This is a genomic window from Advenella sp. FME57 (assembly GCF_014897675.1).
Lineage (GTDB): Bacteria > Pseudomonadota > Gammaproteobacteria > Burkholderiales > Burkholderiaceae_B > Advenella.
Genome location: NZ_JABUXU010000019.1, coordinates 40,332 through 57,136, shown reverse-complemented (window position 1 = coordinate 57,136; position 16,805 = coordinate 40,332). Strand labels below are relative to the sequence as shown.

The 16,805-nt window shown below is 55.8% G+C and carries 20 protein-coding genes and 1 riboswitch; of the genes, 11 read left to right on the top strand and 9 right to left on the bottom strand.

Annotated features, from left to right (window positions below; genetic code table 11):
• Positions 1–48: 48 nt before the first annotated feature.
• Positions 49–130, bottom strand: a riboswitch (S-adenosyl-L-homocysteine riboswitch).
• Positions 131–143: 13 nt separating this feature from the next.
• The 5 genes from metK to INT32_RS18720 form a co-directional block, all read right to left on the bottom strand.
• A complete protein-coding gene (gene metK / locus INT32_RS18740; protein WP_193090227.1) occupies positions 144–1,310 on the bottom strand; it encodes a methionine adenosyltransferase in 1,167 nt (388 codons plus the stop codon).
• Between the two features lie 799 nt (positions 1,311–2,109).
• Complete coding sequence (locus INT32_RS18735) at positions 2,110–2,520, bottom strand: MarR family winged helix-turn-helix transcriptional regulator (RefSeq protein WP_193090226.1); 411 nt, start codon at positions 2,518–2,520, stop codon at positions 2,110–2,112.
• A 63-nt stretch (positions 2,521–2,583) separates the two neighbouring features.
• The gene (locus tag INT32_RS18730; RefSeq protein WP_226817277.1) at positions 2,584–3,123 is read right to left on the bottom strand and encodes a nucleoside deaminase; all 540 of its coding nucleotides are present in this window, start codon (positions 3,121–3,123) and stop codon (positions 2,584–2,586) included.
• Positions 3,124–3,194: 71 nt separating this feature from the next.
• A complete protein-coding gene (locus tag INT32_RS18725; RefSeq protein ID WP_193090225.1) occupies positions 3,195–3,584 on the bottom strand; it encodes a multidrug efflux SMR transporter in 390 nt (129 codons plus the stop codon).
• A 63-nt stretch (positions 3,585–3,647) separates the two neighbouring features.
• Positions 3,648–3,968: a multidrug efflux SMR transporter gene (locus INT32_RS18720; protein WP_193090224.1), complete on the bottom strand. Its 321-nt coding sequence runs from the start codon at positions 3,966–3,968 to the stop codon at positions 3,648–3,650.
• 348 nt (positions 3,969–4,316) lie between these two features.
• Between INT32_RS18720 and INT32_RS18715 the strand changes: the two genes are divergently transcribed.
• The 4 genes from INT32_RS18715 to xerC all read left to right on the top strand — a co-directional run bounded on the left by INT32_RS18715 (position 4,317) and on the right by xerC (position 7,863).
• On the top strand, positions 4,317–5,198 hold the full coding sequence (locus tag INT32_RS18715) for a lysophospholipid acyltransferase family protein (RefSeq protein ID WP_193090223.1): 882 nt from the start codon (positions 4,317–4,319) through the stop codon (positions 5,196–5,198).
• An 81-nt stretch (positions 5,199–5,279) separates the two neighbouring features.
• On the top strand, positions 5,280–6,167 hold the full coding sequence (dapF, locus tag INT32_RS18710; RefSeq protein WP_193090222.1) for a diaminopimelate epimerase: 888 nt from the start codon (positions 5,280–5,282) through the stop codon (positions 6,165–6,167).
• Positions 6,168–6,179: 12 nt separating this feature from the next.
• Positions 6,180–6,842: a DUF484 family protein gene (locus INT32_RS18705; protein ID WP_193090221.1), complete on the top strand. Its 663-nt coding sequence runs from the start codon at positions 6,180–6,182 to the stop codon at positions 6,840–6,842.
• A gap of 52 nt (positions 6,843–6,894) precedes the next feature.
• Complete coding sequence (xerC, locus tag INT32_RS18700) at positions 6,895–7,863, top strand: tyrosine recombinase XerC (RefSeq protein WP_226817276.1); 969 nt, start codon at positions 6,895–6,897, stop codon at positions 7,861–7,863.
• A gap of 10 nt (positions 7,864–7,873) precedes the next feature.
• Here the strand turns inward: xerC and INT32_RS18695 are convergent, their stop codons facing one another.
• The 3 genes from INT32_RS18695 to INT32_RS18685 are packed head-to-tail and all read right to left on the bottom strand — an operon-like array spanning position 7,874 to position 9,841.
• Positions 7,874–8,731, bottom strand: a complete 858-nt coding sequence (locus tag INT32_RS18695; RefSeq protein WP_193090219.1) for a metal ABC transporter permease — start codon at positions 8,729–8,731, stop codon at positions 7,874–7,876.
• Positions 8,731–9,507 carry a metal ABC transporter ATP-binding protein gene (locus tag INT32_RS18690; protein ID WP_193090218.1) on the bottom strand — a complete coding sequence of 259 codons (777 nt, stop codon included), beginning with the start codon at positions 9,505–9,507 and terminating at the stop codon, positions 8,731–8,733. Before INT32_RS18690 ends, INT32_RS18695 begins: the two co-directional genes overlap by 1 nt.
• Before the next feature lie 37 nt (positions 9,508–9,544).
• Positions 9,545–9,841, bottom strand: coding sequence for a hypothetical protein (locus INT32_RS18685; RefSeq protein ID WP_193090217.1), 297 nt, complete (start codon positions 9,839–9,841; stop codon positions 9,545–9,547).
• 378 nt (positions 9,842–10,219) lie between these two features.
• Between INT32_RS18685 and INT32_RS18680 the strand changes: the two genes are divergently transcribed.
• From INT32_RS18680 to hslU, 5 genes are all read left to right on the top strand, one after another.
• Complete coding sequence (locus INT32_RS18680; RefSeq protein ID WP_370540259.1) at positions 10,220–10,705, top strand: Fur family transcriptional regulator; 486 nt, start codon at positions 10,220–10,222, stop codon at positions 10,703–10,705.
• 372 nt (positions 10,706–11,077) lie between these two features.
• On the top strand, positions 11,078–12,187 hold the full coding sequence (locus tag INT32_RS18675) for a GTP-binding protein (RefSeq protein WP_193090215.1): 1,110 nt from the start codon (positions 11,078–11,080) through the stop codon (positions 12,185–12,187).
• A 99-nt stretch (positions 12,188–12,286) separates the two neighbouring features.
• Positions 12,287–12,736: an RNA polymerase-binding protein DksA gene (gene dksA / locus INT32_RS18670; protein WP_128395925.1), complete on the top strand. Its 450-nt coding sequence runs from the start codon at positions 12,287–12,289 to the stop codon at positions 12,734–12,736.
• Between the two features lie 72 nt (positions 12,737–12,808).
• A complete protein-coding gene (gene hslV / locus INT32_RS18665; RefSeq protein WP_193090214.1) occupies positions 12,809–13,342 on the top strand; it encodes an ATP-dependent protease subunit HslV in 534 nt (177 codons plus the stop codon).
• A gap of 14 nt (positions 13,343–13,356) precedes the next feature.
• Entirely contained in the window at positions 13,357–14,688 is a 1,332-nt protein-coding gene (hslU, locus tag INT32_RS18660) for an ATP-dependent protease ATPase subunit HslU (RefSeq protein ID WP_193090213.1), read from the top strand.
• Positions 14,689–15,042: 354 nt separating this feature from the next.
• Here the strand turns inward: hslU and INT32_RS18655 are convergent, their stop codons facing one another.
• A complete protein-coding gene (locus INT32_RS18655) occupies positions 15,043–15,336 on the bottom strand; it encodes a copper-binding protein (RefSeq protein ID WP_193090212.1) in 294 nt (97 codons plus the stop codon).
• 541 nt (positions 15,337–15,877) lie between these two features.
• Here INT32_RS18655 and INT32_RS18650 point away from each other — a divergent pair.
• Together INT32_RS18650 and INT32_RS18645 are read left to right on the top strand one after the other, a co-directional pair.
• Entirely contained in the window at positions 15,878–16,123 is a 246-nt protein-coding gene (locus tag INT32_RS18650) for a HigA family addiction module antitoxin (RefSeq protein ID WP_193090211.1), read from the top strand.
• Between the two features lie 48 nt (positions 16,124–16,171).
• On the top strand, positions 16,172–16,732 hold the full coding sequence (locus tag INT32_RS18645; protein WP_193090210.1) for a cob(I)yrinic acid a,c-diamide adenosyltransferase: 561 nt from the start codon (positions 16,172–16,174) through the stop codon (positions 16,730–16,732).
• Positions 16,733–16,805 lie beyond the last annotated feature (73 nt).

The following is a 16,805-nucleotide window of genomic DNA, read 5'->3' as shown; positions in this document are numbered from 1 at the left end:
TGCGATGCCGACTGTGAGTTACGTCTCACCATAGACCAGCAACGCAGTATATGATGAGCGCGGTTCGTTACCTGATCGTATCCTGAGCCTGGCATGACGGGGAAGTCATGTCGCAACGCCCCTCAGGACACGACGATTATACCTTAAGCGATGGCTTTTTTCAGAACCGCCGCCTTGTCCAGCGCTTCCCAGCTGAACTCGGGCTCCGAGCGGCCAAAGTGCCCATAGGCGGCAGATTTGGTATAGATCGGACGCAGCAGATCCAGCATCTGCACAATACCGCGCGGACGCAGGTCAAAATGCTCGCGTACCAGTTTGGCAATGTCGTCGTCAGGGATGACGCCGGTGCCTTCCGTGTACACGGTGATATTGATGGGCTCGGCCACACCGATGGCGTAGCTGACCTGGATCTGGCACTGGCGCGCCAGGCCCGCAGCAACAATATTCTTGGCCACATAACGTGCCGCATAGGCAGCAGAACGGTCAACCTTGGAAGGATCCTTGCCTGAAAACGCGCCACCGCCGTGCGGGCAGGCACCGCCATAGGTATCGACAATGATCTTGCGTCCGGTCAGGCCGCAATCACCCTGAGGGCCGCCAATAATGAACTTGCCCGTCGGGTTGATCAGAAACTTGGTATCGGCCGTGATCAAGCCTTCGGCGAAAGTCGGCTTGATGATGTCTTCGATGACCGCTTCGCGGATCGCGTCCTGCGAGATCTCCGGGGCATGCTGGGTAGAGAGCACAACGGTATGGACCTCTACCGGCTTGCCATCGACATACCGGAACGTGACCTGGGATTTGGCATCGGGACGCAGCCAGGGCAGCCGGCCGTCCTTGCGCAATTCGCTCTGGCGCTGCACCAGACGGTGGGCATACCAGATGGGCGCAGGCATGAGATCCGGCGTTTCGTCGCATGCGAAACCAAACATCAGGCCCTGATCCCCAGCGCCCTGATTCAGAATATCTTCTTCGCTGCGATCAACACCCTGGGCAATGTCGGGAGACTGCTTGTCGTAGGCGACCAGTACTGCGCAGCCCTTGTAGTCAATACCATACTCGGTATTGTCATAGCCAATGCGCTTGATCGTATCGCGCGCGATCTGAATATAGTCGATGTTGGCTTTGGTGCTGATTTCTCCGGCCAAGACAACCAGGCCGGTATTGCACAGGGTTTCGGCGGCTACGCGGGACTGGGGGTCCTGCTCGAGCAGCGCATCAAGAATGGCGTCGGAAATCTGGTCAGCAACCTTGTCGGGGTGACCTTCGGAAACGGATTCGGAAGTAAAGAGAAAATCGTTGTGGGCCATGTTGCGTCCAATTAATAGTGTCAAAACAAAACCGACATTCTTAAAAAGAACGCGCAGCACCGAATGGGATTAATACTGGCGCGACGCTTTAGCGGAATGTATCTGAAAACGACCCCATGCCAAGCCTGGCATGTGCACCGTGTATTCAGCTGTCGCCCCGCAAGTTGTCGGTTAACTCAGCGACCGGAAATCATTTTATGACAATTTGACTGCGAAGGCCTGAAAAACCCTGACAGCAGTAGATAAAAGGCAACCTGGCGCGACATTCGCCATGTAGGAGCGCAAAAGTCGGCGGGCTGACCGGCTGTCTTGGTAGAAAACGAGGCGGATACATACGATGCACCGGCAGACCGCAAGGGCATGGGTTTGCAGAAAATATCGCTGTGGCAGGGGCCAGGCGCCTTTGCCACAGCGCTGATAAACAGCCGACGGTAAAAGGCCCGACCGAAGCCGGGCCAATCTGATAAGGAGTTTACGATGAAGCAGATCGTATTTCTACTTATCCTGATCGTACTGATGCTGGTGTTGATGACACCCGCCTATTGATCAGGGACCGGTGCGGGAGGGTCCGCATCGGTTCAGGTGTTAATGTACAGAATTGTCCAGGATTTTGTCAATTGTGGAAAACCGATGGGTGCGCTGTTCGTGCCTGTAAACCATCCAGGGTACGCCGCCCTCCAGGACGTGCATTTGAACACACTGTCGCCAACTGCCGGCGGCATGCCGGGCCGACATAACCTGGCGCCTGACACCCTCACCCCTTCAAAGTGGCGCAGCCGTAATGATAGCGTCAGGCCAGCTATCCTGCATTGATAAATTTCATGAGCAGCAGCTTTTCACACCCGCATTCTTTGACTGCTTCATCCAGCGCATTTTCGTAATCGACTCGCGCGCCATCCAGATGCGCCCGCCCTTTATCGGTGATCACTGTATAAACCCCTCGTTTGTCGTCCGGGCACAGATCGCGAATGGTAAACCCGACGCGTTCCAGACGCTCAGCCATCCGCGAAACCGAACTCTGGTTCAGGCGCAGATGCGACGCAAGCTCCTGCATGCGCAATTCGGCGTTGGGCGAACGCGCCAATACCTCAAGTGCACGATACTCTGAAAGACCAAGCCCATGCTTTGCCTGCAGCACCGCGCCAAGCCTGGCCTCGACATTGGCGATCACCTGAATCAGCTTAAGCCATGTATCACTTTTCTTTGACATCGAAGTTCACCACGTCCTTAATCGTTCAGCAAAATATCTTATCATATGCATGTCCATGCAAAATCAAGCCGAGGCAGACCGGGCGCGAAACGCCAGAAACGGCTGCAAACCTTCGGGCACAGGCAGTTTTCGGACCACGGGCGAATGCCAGTCAATGGGATCGCTGGCCAAAACCGTGTAGCTGCCACGATAGTCAAAGCCATTGGCTGCCGCTTCGTCCCGATCAACAGCAAAGCATATCTGCGTGATACCCGCATAGAGTGCACTCATATAACACATCGCACAAGGCTCTCCTGAAGCCAAAAGCGTTGCCCCGTGCAAACGGCCAATACCGTGGGCACGGCATGCATCCCGTATGGCCTGAACCTCGGCATGCGCGGTCGGATCACGACACTCGCATACGCGATTGACCCCGCGCCCCAGGACTGTGCCACCGCCATCGACCACAAATGCGGCAAATGGAATACCACCTTGATGGACATGTTCCATGGAGAAGGCGACGACCTCCTGCATAAGCGGCGGCAGACGTTTCGCAAGATCAACGGCCATCGGAGCCACCCGCGTTCTTGCCTCTTTTACCGCATGAGAAACCGAAGCTGTCATTGGATAAAAAGATCATTTTTTCCTCCTGGATATACCTGTCGGTATTTTTCAGCACCGCAACAAACCTCTGCTCAGAATGGCTCGCTGCTTTGCTCTGCCTGCAGTTTGACGCTATCGGCCAGTTTGAGCCAGACGACCCCTGCGATGATAACGACCAGCCAAAATACCTGCACCGCCGTCAGTGGCTGATCAAGCAGGACGCTGCCAAAAGCAGCCGCGCCGACCGCGCCAATACCCGCCCAGACTGCGTAGCCGATCCCCACGTCAATCGTCCTCAGGGCGGCGCTGAGAAAATACAGCGTGAGCAAAAAGAAAACGATGGCGGCAAGCGACCAGCTCAACACGGTAAAGGCTTGACTCCCACCAACACTGAGCGCATAACCGATTTCGAACGCACCGGCCAGCAGCAACATCATCCACGCCTGCCCACTACCCGGATTTTTTTTGTTTGTTGTCAACATATCTATTTCCTTCAAAGTTATATAAATTAAATTAACCAATATCTGTCAATGACTGCCAACGCCTTACGCCGCACCACTGAGCTGCAAACCGACAACGCCTCCGATGACCAAAACAATCCCGAGGACCTTGTTCCAGTTCAGTCGCTGCCCAAAGAACAGTGCGCCCAGAATAACGATGCCTACGCCTGCGACCGAGGTCCAGATTGCGTAGCCAATGCCCACATCGAAGGTCAGCAGCGCAAGGCTGAGAAAATAAGTGGCAATAACTCCGCTGACAAGGGTGGCGATCGTCCACCCTGCCCGGGTGAATCCCTTGGCATTGCCTGCCGATATTGCGACCGCGACCTCAAAGACCACGGCGATTCCAAGATATAACCAGCTCATCATATTTCCTTTATAAAGTGTTCAACAGTTTGCTTTCATGCAAGGCAATGGAGATCATCAGATTTCATTTATTTATTGTTTGCATGTGCATGCATATTATAAGAAACAAAGATGCGCGTCAATATATTTGTTTGCGCATGCATATATAGTGTTTTTTGCCAGTGTACCCGTCTTGCTCGTCAAGGCAACCGCCTGGACCATGCCATCCTTTTCTCCATTACAATCGAAAAAATTCAGGATCGCACCCGTCTGCCGGCAATGCCGCCAGGCCGGCAGCCAGCGACGTGCTTGTCACGGCGCACTGCCAGCACATATTGTCAGCACGCATTTCGCTCATCTTCAAACATTATGAAATCCGCATTACTCGTTTTTCTTTTCCGCACCATCAATCTATTACCGGACCGCCTGCGTCTGGGCCTGGGCAGTATCTGCGCTACCTTGATGCGCACGCTGATGAAGCGCCGCCGCTTCATCGTGAGCACCAATCTCCAATTGTGTTTCCCCGAGGCTACGCCAGCTCAGCGCCAGCGCTGGTTGCGGGAACATTTTCGTGCCCTGGCCCAGACCATGATTGATCGCGCTGTGCTATGGTACGGCTCGGAAGATAAAATCCGCCGCATGGTGCACCTTAGCGGTTATGAACACATCCAGAACAGCATCGACTCCTCCCGACCCACATTGATGTTCGCCCCGCACTTTGTCGGGCTGGACGCCGCAGCCACTATTTTGTCCATGCATCTGGTCAAATCGGCCACCATGTACACGCCTGCATCCGATCCGCAGGTTGATGCCCTGATGATCAAAGGACGCGGTCGCTTCAATAAAGTGACCCAGATCCCTCGCAAGGAGGGCATTCGCGGTCTCATCCGGCAACTGCGCCAGGGCACGCCGGTGTATTACCTGCCGGACATGGACTTTGGCCGCGAAGGCGCCCTCTTTGTGCCTTTCTTTGGCGTACCGGCAGCGACCCTGCCGGCAACCGCCCAAATTGCCCGGACCTGGAAGGCCGACGTGATTCCCATCGTGACCCGCTGGGACAGCGCCACCGGTCACTATCACACCCGGGTGCTACCTGCCTTTGACGATTTTCCAGGCCAGATGAGCCTGGAGCAGGCCACGCTTTTCGGCAACCAACAGCTGCAAGAGTGGGTGCGCGCCGATCCGCCCCAGTATTATTGGGTGCATCGGCGCTTCAAAACCCGCCCCGAAGGGGAAAAGAAATTTTATTGATTGCGCATGGTCATGGTGCTGCCGTGCAGGATCGGCGATAATAATGTCCAATAATCAGCGGTTCAATCAGGAAAACGTTCAATGATCTGGTCTTTCTCGAAAATGCACGGCGCCGGCAACGACTTTGTTGTGCTCGATGGCGTACGTCAGTCCATCGACATGACGCCCGAGCGTGCTCGCGCGCTGGCGCACCGGCAATTTGGCATCGGCGCAGACCAGATCCTGCTGGTCGAAGCGCCAAGCCACCCCGAGGCCGATTTCCGATACCGCATTTTCAATGCCGATGGCACTGAAGTAGAGCATTGCGGCAACGGCGCTCGCTGCTTTGTCCGCTTTGTGCACGAACAGAAACTGTCTTCGCGCAATCCGCTGAAGGCCGAAATTGCAACCGGCCTGATCACGCTCGAAGAAGCCGATGACACAACGGTCACGGTCAATATGGGACAAACCCGCTTTGAACCCGAGGCTGTCGCATTTGACACAAGCGATCTGCCAAGCACGCGCGATCATGACGACACGCTATGGTCGTTGCCGCTGAGCAATGGCGATACCGTCACGCTCTCGCTGGTTGCCATTTCCAACCCGCATGCCGTGCAGATCGTAGATGATGTCGCCAGCGCACCGGTCGCCGTGCAAGGCCCGCTGATCGAAGGGCACCCGCGCTTTGGCAATCGCGTCAATGCCGGGTTTATGCAAATCGTGGACCCGCATACGATCAACTTGCGGGTTTATGAACGCGGGGCTGGTGAAACGCTGGCCTGCGGGACCGGCGCCTGCGCCGCCGTGGTCGCGGGTATCCGGCGCGGGCGCCTGCAATCGCCGGTGACCGTCCATACGCGCGGCGGCGACCTGAACATCGCCTGGGACGGCACGCAAATTACCATGCGCGGCCCGGCCGTGACGGTATTTTCAAGTGAAATAAACATTGATCGCCTGGTTGCGCAGTATCGCAACAGCACTGCTTTATAAAGGAACGTACTCATGTCTGAAGCTGCCACACTGACAGCAGAAACCGTCGCACAATTTCTGCAGGACAACCCTGCTTTTTTTGATGAGCACGCCGATATTTTTTCGTCTCTGAAGGTACCCCACCCTCATGCACGCAACACACTGTCATTGGGTGAACGCCAGATTCTGACGCTGCGCACGCGCAACAAGGAACTGGAGTGGAAGCTGTCTGAGCTGCTGCACAATGCCAATTCCAACGAAACCATCAGCGATCATGTCACGCTCTGGTGTACGCATATGCTGGCCGAGCAGGATCCGCAGAGACTGCCGCAACGCGTCGTTGACGGGCTGCGCCAGGAATTCGATATGCTGGAAGTCGCCCTGCGCCTGTGGAATCTTCCAGCCCTCAAAGACGAGCGTTTCCAGGGCTCCGACGATATGCTCCAGGCCTTTGTGGCCGGGCTGCAAAAGCCTTATTGTGGCCAGGAAGGCTATCTGCCGGCGCACGGCTGGTTCGACAGCAAGCCCGGCTCAGTCGCCATGGTGCCGTTAACGCATGAGGGGCGCACGATTGGCGTGCTGGTCTTCGCCGCAGAAGGGTCCGAGCACTTCAAGCCGGACATGGGCACGACATTTCTTGAAATTCTCGGCAAGCTGGCCAGCGCCTGCTTAAGCCGCCTGAATTACACAGCCTGACACCTGCCACACCGTCTTTCGGCCAGGTGCAGCAGTACCTATGGGAAGCGCCATGACACGCATTCTGCCCGATTCAATGGAAAAATGGCTGGCCTATCTGCAGACCAACCAGCGGTATGCCAGCCACACGCTGTCGGCCTATCGGCGTGATCTGGTGCTGTTGCTGGGTTTCTACCCGGACATCCCCGCCGAGAATCTGAGCAATGCGCAGATCCGACACGCCATCGCACGGCTACATGCCCAGGATTACAGCCCGCGCAGCCTGGCGCGGATTCTGTCGGCCTGGCGCGGCTTTTATCAATGGTGGATTCCCCAGACCACGGTCAAAGTCAATCCTGCCCTGGATGTAAAGACGCCCAAGATCGCCCGCTCGCTTCCCAAGGCGCTATCGGTGGAGCAAACCCAGGCGCTGCTGGACCATCCGACCGTGGCCACCGGCACGGAACCGGCCGACCTGCGCGATCAGGCCATGTTCGAAGTACTCTATTCCAGCGGCTTGCGTCTGGCCGAACTGGTCAGCCTGGACATTCATTACACCCGCAAGGACGGCTATGAATCGGTCAGCTGGCTCAACCTGGATGAAGGCGAGGTCACGGTCACCGGCAAAGGCGGTAAAACGCGCAGCGTGCCGTTGGGCCGCACCGCCATCGGCGCCCTGACGCAATGGCTGACCGTCAGGCATAAATTGCTGCCGCCAGGTAGCACGACAGACGATCAGTCCGCCGTATTTCTGGGCGCTCGCGGTCGCCGCATTGCCCCGCGGGTGGTTCAATTGCAACTGAAAAAACTGAGCATGCGCAGCGGCATTCCCGCGCAGGTTCATCCTCACGTACTGCGTCACAGTTTTGCCAGCCACGTCCTGCAATCGGCGCAGGACCTGCGTGCGGTGCAGGAAATGCTGGGGCACGCCAATATTGCCACCACGCAAATTTATACCAGGCTGGATTTTCAGCATCTGGCCCAGGTGTACGACAAGGCGCATCCCCGTGCCAAAATGGACGAAACCGATAAGGAGAAATAAGGATTTTGTACTAGCGGCCAGATCGCAGCAGGCCGTGCTGATTGCCAAATAGCATTGACAGGATGTACAAGGCGCCCGCTGACAGAATGATGGCGCTGGAAGCCGGCAGACCGAAGTGATAGGACAGCACCAGGCCGATATAAGAGGCCACAACGCCCAGACACACCGCCAGGACCAGTTGCCGCCCCAGCGTACGCCCCCAAAAGCGCGCCGCAGCGGCCGGCAGCATCATCATCCCCACCACCAACAGAGTGCCCATGACCTGATAGCCGGCCACCAGATTGACCACCAGCAGAATCAGAAAGCCGCCATGAACCAGCGAGCCGCCTCCACCTTCCATTTTCAGAAAAGCCGGATCAAGACACTCGATGACCAGCGGCCGGTACATCAGCGCAAGCACAACCAGCGTCACACTGGAGACGCACATGATGAAAACCAGATGACTGTCATCGAGCCCCAGCACAGTGCCGAACAGCACGTGCAATAGGTCCAGATTGGAGCCCTTCAGAGAAATCAACAACACACCAAGGCCCAGTGATATCAGGTAAAAAGCGGCAAAACTGGCGTCCTCTTTCAGGCCGGTTGAGCGGGCCACGCTCCCTGCAAGCACGGCAACCAGCAAACCGGTAGCCAGGCCACCGACCAGCATTGCCGTCATGGAAACGCCGGCCAGCAGAAATGCCACCGCCACGCCGGGCAAAATGGCGTGCGACATGGAATCGGCCATCAGGCTCATGCGCCGCAAAATCAAAAATACCCCCAGCGGCCCCGCGGCCAGCGACACGAATATCGAACCGAACAAGGCCCGGCTCATAAACGCAAATTCGGTAAAAGGCGTAAGCAGCGCCGCAACAACCGCCTCGATCATCAGAACCCTCCCAGCGCCAGCGAGCGGGCCTGGTCCAGATTGGCTTCGGTCAGAACGCTGGCGGTGTCGCCCCAGCCCACAACCTGCCGCGCCAACAGCAGCGTTTGGGGAAAGCACTGGCGCACCAGCGCAGCATCATGCAGCACCACCAGCACGGTGCGCCCTTCGCGATGCCAATCCAGGAGAATCTGCAGCAGCAAGTCGCAGGTTCCCTCATCGACAGCAGTAAAAGGCTCGTCCAGGATCATGACCGGCGCATCGCACACGATAAGACGGGCAAACAGCGCACGTTGCATTTGTCCGCCGGACAGGCTGGAAATCAGGTCGCGGGATTTATCTGTCAGCCCGACGGTGGCCAGCGCGTCATGAATGCGCTGGCGCTCGCCCTTGTCATAGCGCCGGAAGGCGCCCACGCGGCGCCAGGCCCCCATGGAGACCAGATCATAGGTGGTAATTGGAAAGCTGCGATCAATTTCGCTGATTTGCGGCAGCAGGGAAATACCGCCCCGGAAAGGATCGTGGATCGTTACCCTGCCGGTGCGCGCCGTCAGTTGCCCTGTTACTGTCTTGAGCAGTGTCGATTTACCGGCGCCATTGGGGCCCAGGATCGCTGTCAGTGAGCCCTCTACAAAGGTGCCCGTCACGCCGCTGAGCGCCGACACCCCATTCCAGCCTACGGTCACGTCGTCAAGCCGAATCACCGGCCTGGCCGCGGTTGACGCCGCTGCAACGGGACGGTCAACACAGGCGCTGTTTGTCGCGGAGGGCATGGGCATGGTGTCAGTAAGAATCGGAAAGTGCGGATGCGGGCAATCAGCCGGCAATCGCGCCCAGCCAGCCGGCCGACCAGGCGATCAGGCCCCATAACAGCAGGATGACGCCCAGCACGGGCCCCAGCCTGCCAACGGCTGATGCCAGAAAAACCGTGGAAGTTGAATCGGCCGGCATGCGCAATGCGTCGCCAGTTGAAGAAAACGAACCACGCCGGCCTGCGACGGATGCCGCCGGTACGGTATCAGCAGCTTGGGCGCGCGCCTGCTCGACAAAAGGCATCCCTGTCACTGTGGGATAGACGCGCCGCAAGGTCGGGAACAGGATATCATTGTGCATAGTTGTCTGATTTAACGAATATGTTAATGGATGGATCAGCCGGATGAGTTAGCGGTCGTACGTCTGAGTAAAAACTGCCCGAGCGTCCCTTAAACAGCATTGAATACACTGCGCTGAATTACACCTACGCTGCAACTGCCTGAACGCTCTGCGGCCGCACCCTCAATTGCGTGCCGCCGGCATCCTTATCCCTGCCGCACCATTCTTCCAAAATGATATGTTATATCATAATACACAAATTAGGCGCTGAAATGGCCTAAAATAGCCTGAAAACTTCCTCCTCGCTGGCGATGGCAGTATCATTCCAACCATCCCCGCTCAACGATTGCCTGTCACATGACCCCCAGAACGCCACCCGATACAGATCACCCGGAACAGATGCACCAGCATGGCGCCCATGCCCACTCTGTGGCCTATCAGTTGCTGGAAGCCATTCGCCATTGCGAGCAACGCGGCACCCGCCTGACACCGATTCGCCAGCACGTGCTCACCCTGTTGCTGGAAGCAGGCCGCAGCCTGAAAGCCTACGAACTGCTGGAGGCCATGAAGCAGCTGTATCCGCAGGCCAAACCTCCCACGGTTTACCGCGCCCTGGATTTCCTGGTTGAAGAAGGCCTGATCCACCGACTGGATGCCGTCAATGCCTGGACCGCCTGCCAGGACGTATCGGGTCACCACCACGACCTGTTGATTGTCTGCACGCGTTGCGGCAAGGTCGCCGAACTGAGCGCCCCGCTTATCAGCCACCAGTTGCAGGACATGATACATGCAGCCGGTTTCATTCAGACAACAAGCGAAACCGAACTGCGCGCCATGTGCAAAGACTGCAGCCAAAAACAGGACGAAACGGCCTCGGCCCCATGATTGAAACCGGCAGCCCACCGCAACACGGCTGCCCTGGCTGAAACCGACGCTAACCCGCCCTTGCGGAATAAACAGGCCGATTGCACGGAACAGGCGTTCGGAAATAGGCGCGAGTACGACACAATATCGCCACCCTCTTTCGCAAGAGGCGGCCGATGAACATCCATTATTATTGCCAGGCATACCAGAATGTAAATTTCATTACACAAATCAAGATCTTAGGGTTTATCCTCAGTATTGAGGTTTATTTTCTTCGAGAAACAATTAACGTTTGCGACTTTCGCAAAGCTATGATGTAATCCTGCGATTGACTTTAGGAACGTCTTTTTAGAACCGGCCGGTTTCTGTTGCCGGTAAGACGTTTAAAACGCTATGACCAAAACGCAAGCACAAGCAGATAAAATGATCCCTGTCACCGTTCTTACCGGTTTTCTGGGGGCAGGTAAAACCACACTCCTGAAACGCATCCTGACCGAATATCACGGCAACCGCATCGCCGTCATCGAAAATGAATTCGGACCGGAAAGCATAGATAATGAACTTCTGGTGCAGGATAGCGACGAGCAGATTATCGAGTTGTCCAACGGCTGTGTCTGCTGCACTGTTCGCGGCGATCTGCTGAACACGCTCAACGATCTTAAAATTCGCCATCAGAAAGGCGAGTTGAAATTCGAACGCGTGGTGATCGAAACCACCGGCGTAGCCAACCCCGGCCCGGTTTGCCAGACATTCTTCATGGACGACAGCGTCGCCGCTTTCTATCGGCTCGATGCCGTGATTACGGTGGTCGATGCCAAGCACGGCATGGAAACGCTGGACACCCAGCCTGAAGCCCAAAAACAGGTCGGGTTTGCCGATCGCATCCTGGTGTCCAAGAAAGACCTGGTCACAGACCAGGAATACAGCGCCCTGCGCCATCGGTTGCTGCATATGAACCCGCGCGCCGAAATCATGCCGGTTCAATTTGGCCAAATCGATATCAATAAGGTACTGGACATCAGCGGCTTTAACCTGAATACCATTCTTGACATTGATCCCGAGTTTCTGAAAGAAGAACACCCCGATGCGGCGCACGATCACGATCATGATCATGGGCACGATCATGATCACGGCCACGCGCATGGCGAACATCACGACCACGACCACCACCATCACGATCATCATCACGCTCACCATGATGATGAAATCGGCGCCTTTGTTTTCAAATCCGAAAAACCGTTCATACCGGAACGCCTTGAAGAGTTCTTAAGCGGTGTCGTGCAGGTGTTCGGTCCCGACCTGTATCGTTACAAAGGGATTCTCTACATGAAAGGTATGCGCCAGCGCATGATCTTCCAGGGTGTGCACATGCTAATGGGTGCAGAACCCGGTAAACCATGGGGGCCTAAGGAGAAGCCCTCCAACACCATGGTGTTTATTGGCCGTAAATTGCCCAAGGATGTCATCCTTAACGGGCTGAACCAGTGTCTGGTACAGAAATAGCGGACACTGAAGCATCATATTGCGCACACATGTGATCACGCAATCTCAATCCATTGTGCGCTATATTCAACATTATTGAAGTGATATATGGAGTGTTTTATGGCTAAGGCAGCTAAAAAAACAGATGCAACAACGCAAGCCCCTCTTCTGACTGAAGAGCAACTGCTCGCCATGCCCGAATCTGACTATATGAACGATGAGCAACTGGCGTTTTTCCGCGACCGCTTAAAGCGCCTGGAAGACGAGATCATCAATAATGCAGGCGTAACCACCGAAAATCTGCGTGAAACCCAGTTCGTGCCTGATCCGGCCGACCGCGCCACGATTGAAGAGGAACACGCACTGGAATTGCGCACCCGGGATCGCGAACGCAAGCTGCTCAAGAAAGTACAGCAATCGCTTGCCCATATCGAGTCGCGTGACTACGGCTGGTGCGAAGAAACCGGCGAACCTATCGGCCTGCGCCGTCTGCTGGCCCGTCCAACCGCCACTTTGTCGCTGGAAGCCCAGGAACGGCGCGAAAAACGCCAGAAAATGTACGGTGATTAATTAATTGATCCGGGTTCCTTGAAATCTTTCTGTGCCGCCCCTATCTAACTAGGGAAACAACAGGAAGGCTCTATGGAACAATTTCACGCTACTACCATCGTCTGTGCCCGACGCGGCAATCAGGTCGCGCTCGGCGGCGATGGCCAGGTCACTCTGGGCAATATTGTCATCAAAGGCACTGCCCGCAAAATCCGCCGCTTATACCACGATAAAATTCTGGCCGGCTTCGCAGGTGCGACGGCCGACGCCTTTACGCTTCAGGAACGCTTTGAAGCCAAGCTTGAAAAACACCAAGGCAACCTGATGCGCTCTGCGGTCGAACTGACCCGCGACTGGCGCACCGATCGCATATTGCGCCGGCTCGAAGCCATGCTGATCGTGGCGGATGCCGAACACACCCTTATTTTGACCGGAAACGGCGACGTACTGGAACCCGAAAACGGCATCGCTGCCATCGGCTCCGGTGGCGCCTATGCACAGTCAGCAGCCCTGGCGCTATTGCAAAATACCGACCTGGCGCCTGATGTGGTGGTCAAAAAGTCCCTGGAAATTGCAGGCGATCTGTGCATTTACACCAACAGCAACCATATTGTTGAAACACTCTAATCGGAAATATCAGAATGTCAGCGAGTGTCATGACCCCCAAAGAAATTGTCTCTGAACTGGACAAAAACATTGTCGGACAGAACAAGGCAAAAAAATCTGTCGCCGTTGCCCTGCGCAACCGCTGGCGTCGCCAGCAGGTGCCCGAGCCCTTGCGCAACGAAATTCACCCCAAGAATATTCTCATGATTGGCCCCACCGGGGTCGGCAAAACAGAGATCGCACGGCGCCTGGCCAAGCTGGCCAATGCCCCGTTCATCAAGATCGAGGCCACCAAATTCACTGAAGTGGGTTATGTCGGTCGCGATGTCGACACCATTATTCGTGATCTGGTCGAGATCTCCATCAAGCAGACCCGTGAGATGGAAACACGCAGGGTGCGGACCCAGGCCGAAGATGCAGCAGAAGACCGGATCCTGGACGTTCTGGTAGCGCCACCGCGCGACAGCAACGGCGAACCACTGCGTCAGGAAAATACTGCCCGCCAGACCTTTCGCAAGAAACTGCGCGAAGGACAGCTGGATGACACAGAGATTGAAATCGAAGTGAACCAAGCCATGCCGCAAATGGAAATCATGGCGCCACCGGGCATGGAAGACATGACCGAGCAGCTCAAGGGCATGTTTGCTGGTCTGAGTCGGGAGAAAAAAAAGACGTCGAAAATGACCATCAAAAACGCCTTCAAGCTACTGGTGGACGAAGAAGCCGCCAAACGGGTCAATGAAGAGGAAATCCGTACCGCTGCGGTAAAAAACGCCGAGCAGCAGGGCATCGTCTTTCTCGATGAAATCGACAAGATCGCGACCCGTCAGGAAAACAGCGGTGGCGATGTTTCCCGCCAGGGTGTGCAGCGCGACCTGCTGCCATTGGTAGAAGGCACGACCGTCAATACCAAATACGGCATGGTGCGTACAGATCACATTCTGTTCATCGCCTCGGGCGCATTTCACCTGTCCCGTCCTTCGGACCTGATCCCCGAATTGCAGGGCCGCTTCCCCATCCGGGTAGAGCTCGATTCGCTGAACACCGCCGACTTCGTCCGCATTCTGTCAGACACCGATGCGTCCCTGACCAAGCAGTACACCGCGTTGATGGCCACCGAAGACGTAGCACTGGATTTTACTGACGAAGGCATCCATCGCCTGGCGGAACTGGCTTTTGACGTCAACGAGCGCACCGAAAACATCGGTGCACGTCGACTTTATACCGTCATGGAAAAACTGTTGGAAGATCTGTCATTCGATGCGACCACCAGCAGCGGCAAAGTCGTCAAAATCGACGCCGCCTATGTCAACAGCAAGCTGGAAGAAGCCGCCAGCAGCCAGGATCTGGCACGCTACGTACTGTAAGCAATTGCAGTCGGCAATACGGCTGAAAACGAAAAGGTGCAGGCACTCATATGAGTCCTGCACCTTTTTTTGCATCAGCCACTGGCTCGCGTACATTGGCCCGATGATCTGCACATCACGCAGGACTCGCGGCAGACTGGAAAATGAACAGGGTGGTTATTGCAGAATACGCCGATAGAGGATTTTACCGGGGTCTGCGGGCACAAGCACACGCGCTCACACCCAAAGCACTTTCGCTCTTCTGTGCCTGCCCTGCGCTGCCTGCACCGCTTTAAACTGCGGCGTCTGTCTGGATACTGCACTGGCGTACAACGAGCCATTGCCACGACCAACGCCCCCGGCAAGGTCTTCAGGCTAGTTGCTGATTTCCTTGATGACGTAGTCCTTGCCGACCCGTTCGGCAGTAAAACTGACCGAATCACCAGGCTTGATATCCTTGAGCAGCGCGGCATCGATCTTGTAGGACAGCGTCATGGCCGGCAACTTCAGATCGCTGATGGCGTCCTGCTTGATGGCAATCTTGCCCTGTTCAGGTTGAATGCGGCGCACTTCTCCGCTGCCTCGCCCCGTTTCCTGGGCGTGAGCGACGCTGGTGACAGCCATGGCTGCGGCCAGCCCCAACATCACAGTTGCAATTGACTTTTTCATGCGCATCTCCGGTGTTTGCATTTCAACCTTCATTTTAGGGCAAAAGACCGTGTCCGACGAAAAGGGTACGTTTCAGTCGTTACATGGCGCTTCAGGCTGCGAGGCACTTAGCCTGCATCGCAATACAGATCCACGACAGGGCAAAATTTCCCAATTGCATAACTGCATAATATACGCCAAACTTGTTGGTTCTGAAACTTGTGCCGTGATTATGATTACGACACAATAAAAATATCTTCGTAAACCCACATGTTCGTCTTATTCAAACATAAAGGACGGCAAATCCTGTACAAAACAGGCTCCGCCAAAGAAGCGCTGGCTTCTCACACGAACAGGCCGCATCCGTTGCTGGCTTACCGTGATGCAGCAGATTCGCCACAATGTCTGAGCCTGCCAGGACTGAGACTACATCCATTCTAAAGCCAATGGCAGAGCTATTTTGCGATCACCGTTAGCGCAAACTGGCGCGTTATCTTCCGATTTATTGGGACTGATGTGCAGCTGATCAATTCTGTGGATTACCACTGAAAAGGGATTCTTTATGATGAAAAAACACCCTCATCCAGGCCAGTTGATTCGAACAGATGTCATCGAACCTTCAGGCCTGGATATCACCGAGGCGGCCGCCCGGCTTGGCGTGTCCCGATTAACGTTATCGCGGCTGCTCAACGGCCATCATGGCGTGAGTCCTGATATGGCGGCGCGTCTGGAAAAAGCCGGCGCAGGCACAGCGCAATTGTGGATGCAGCTGCAGATGAACTACGAACTGCCCCAGGTTGCGCGATAAGGATATAGGCAATGTGTCTTCACTAATCAAAAGGAGCTTCTGAGCACCATGAACGACCGACTAACTTCAATCATTACTAAAACCGGCGACGATGGCACCACCGGCCTGGGTGACGGTTCGCGTATCTCCAAAAACAGTATCCGCATTCAGGCTATCGGCGATGTAGACGAACTCAACAGCCAGCTTGGGCTGCTCCTGGCTGAACCGTCCCTGCAGCAAGACATTATCCAATTGCTGCAACAGGTGCAGCACCGACTGTTTGATCTGGGCGCAGAGCTTAGCGTGCCGGGCTATACCGCGCTGGCCGAAGATCACGTCACGATGCTGGAGCAGGCGGTGCAAACGTATCATACGACCCTACCCCCATTGCGCGAATTCATCCTGCCCGGCGGCTGCGTGGCGGCTGCGCAGGCACATGTATGCCGCAGCGTCTGTCGGCGCGCCGAACGCAGCGTGGTCGCCGTCAATGCTGCCGAACCTGTCAGCGACGCGGCCCGACATTATCTGAACCGGCTATCCGATTGCCTGTTCGTGATCGCCCGGGTTCTGAATCAGTGTGCAGGACGAAGCGATATCTTCTGGCAGGCCGCCGATAAAATAAAACCTTAGCCCACAAAGCACCCATTTTTGGCTGGCCAAAACAAAAGCCCCGCAATCAACATACCAAGGGCATGACTGAAGA

Excerpts from the sequence above, each read along its gene's own strand:
- metK (WP_193090227.1), bottom strand. The coding sequence starts at position 1,310 with ATGGCCCACAACGATTTTCTCTTTACTTCCGAATCCGTTTCCGAAGGT.
- INT32_RS18735 (WP_193090226.1), bottom strand. The coding sequence starts at position 2,520 with ATGTCAAAGAAAAGTGATACATGGCTTAAGCTGATTCAGGTGATCGCC.
- INT32_RS18730 (WP_226817277.1), bottom strand. The coding sequence starts at position 3,123 with ATGACAGCTTCGGTTTCTCATGCGGTAAAAGAGGCAAGAACGCGGGTG.
- INT32_RS18725 (WP_193090225.1), bottom strand. The coding sequence starts at position 3,584 with ATGTTGACAACAAACAAAAAAAATCCGGGTAGTGGGCAGGCGTGGATG.
- INT32_RS18720 (WP_193090224.1), bottom strand. The coding sequence starts at position 3,968 with ATGAGCTGGTTATATCTTGGAATCGCCGTGGTCTTTGAGGTCGCGGTC.
- INT32_RS18715 (WP_193090223.1), top strand. The coding sequence starts at position 4,317 with ATGAAATCCGCATTACTCGTTTTTCTTTTCCGCACCATCAATCTATTA.
- dapF (WP_193090222.1), top strand. The coding sequence starts at position 5,280 with ATGATCTGGTCTTTCTCGAAAATGCACGGCGCCGGCAACGACTTTGTT.
- INT32_RS18705 (WP_193090221.1), top strand. The coding sequence starts at position 6,180 with ATGTCTGAAGCTGCCACACTGACAGCAGAAACCGTCGCACAATTTCTG.
- xerC (WP_226817276.1), top strand. The coding sequence starts at position 6,895 with ATGACACGCATTCTGCCCGATTCAATGGAAAAATGGCTGGCCTATCTG.
- INT32_RS18695 (WP_193090219.1), bottom strand. The coding sequence starts at position 8,731 with ATGATCGAGGCGGTTGTTGCGGCGCTGCTTACGCCTTTTACCGAATTT.
- INT32_RS18690 (WP_193090218.1), bottom strand. The coding sequence starts at position 9,507 with ATGCCCATGCCCTCCGCGACAAACAGCGCCTGTGTTGACCGTCCCGTT.
- INT32_RS18685 (WP_193090217.1), bottom strand. The coding sequence starts at position 9,841 with ATGCACAATGATATCCTGTTCCCGACCTTGCGGCGCGTCTATCCCACA.
- INT32_RS18680 (WP_370540259.1), top strand. The coding sequence starts at position 10,220 with ATGCACCAGCATGGCGCCCATGCCCACTCTGTGGCCTATCAGTTGCTG.
- INT32_RS18675 (WP_193090215.1), top strand. The coding sequence starts at position 11,078 with ATGACCAAAACGCAAGCACAAGCAGATAAAATGATCCCTGTCACCGTT.
- dksA (WP_128395925.1), top strand. The coding sequence starts at position 12,287 with ATGGCTAAGGCAGCTAAAAAAACAGATGCAACAACGCAAGCCCCTCTT.
- hslV (WP_193090214.1), top strand. The coding sequence starts at position 12,809 with ATGGAACAATTTCACGCTACTACCATCGTCTGTGCCCGACGCGGCAAT.
- hslU (WP_193090213.1), top strand. The coding sequence starts at position 13,357 with ATGTCAGCGAGTGTCATGACCCCCAAAGAAATTGTCTCTGAACTGGAC.
- INT32_RS18655 (WP_193090212.1), bottom strand. The coding sequence starts at position 15,336 with ATGAAAAAGTCAATTGCAACTGTGATGTTGGGGCTGGCCGCAGCCATG.
- INT32_RS18650 (WP_193090211.1), top strand. The coding sequence starts at position 15,878 with ATGATGAAAAAACACCCTCATCCAGGCCAGTTGATTCGAACAGATGTC.
- INT32_RS18645 (WP_193090210.1), top strand. The coding sequence starts at position 16,172 with ATGAACGACCGACTAACTTCAATCATTACTAAAACCGGCGACGATGGC.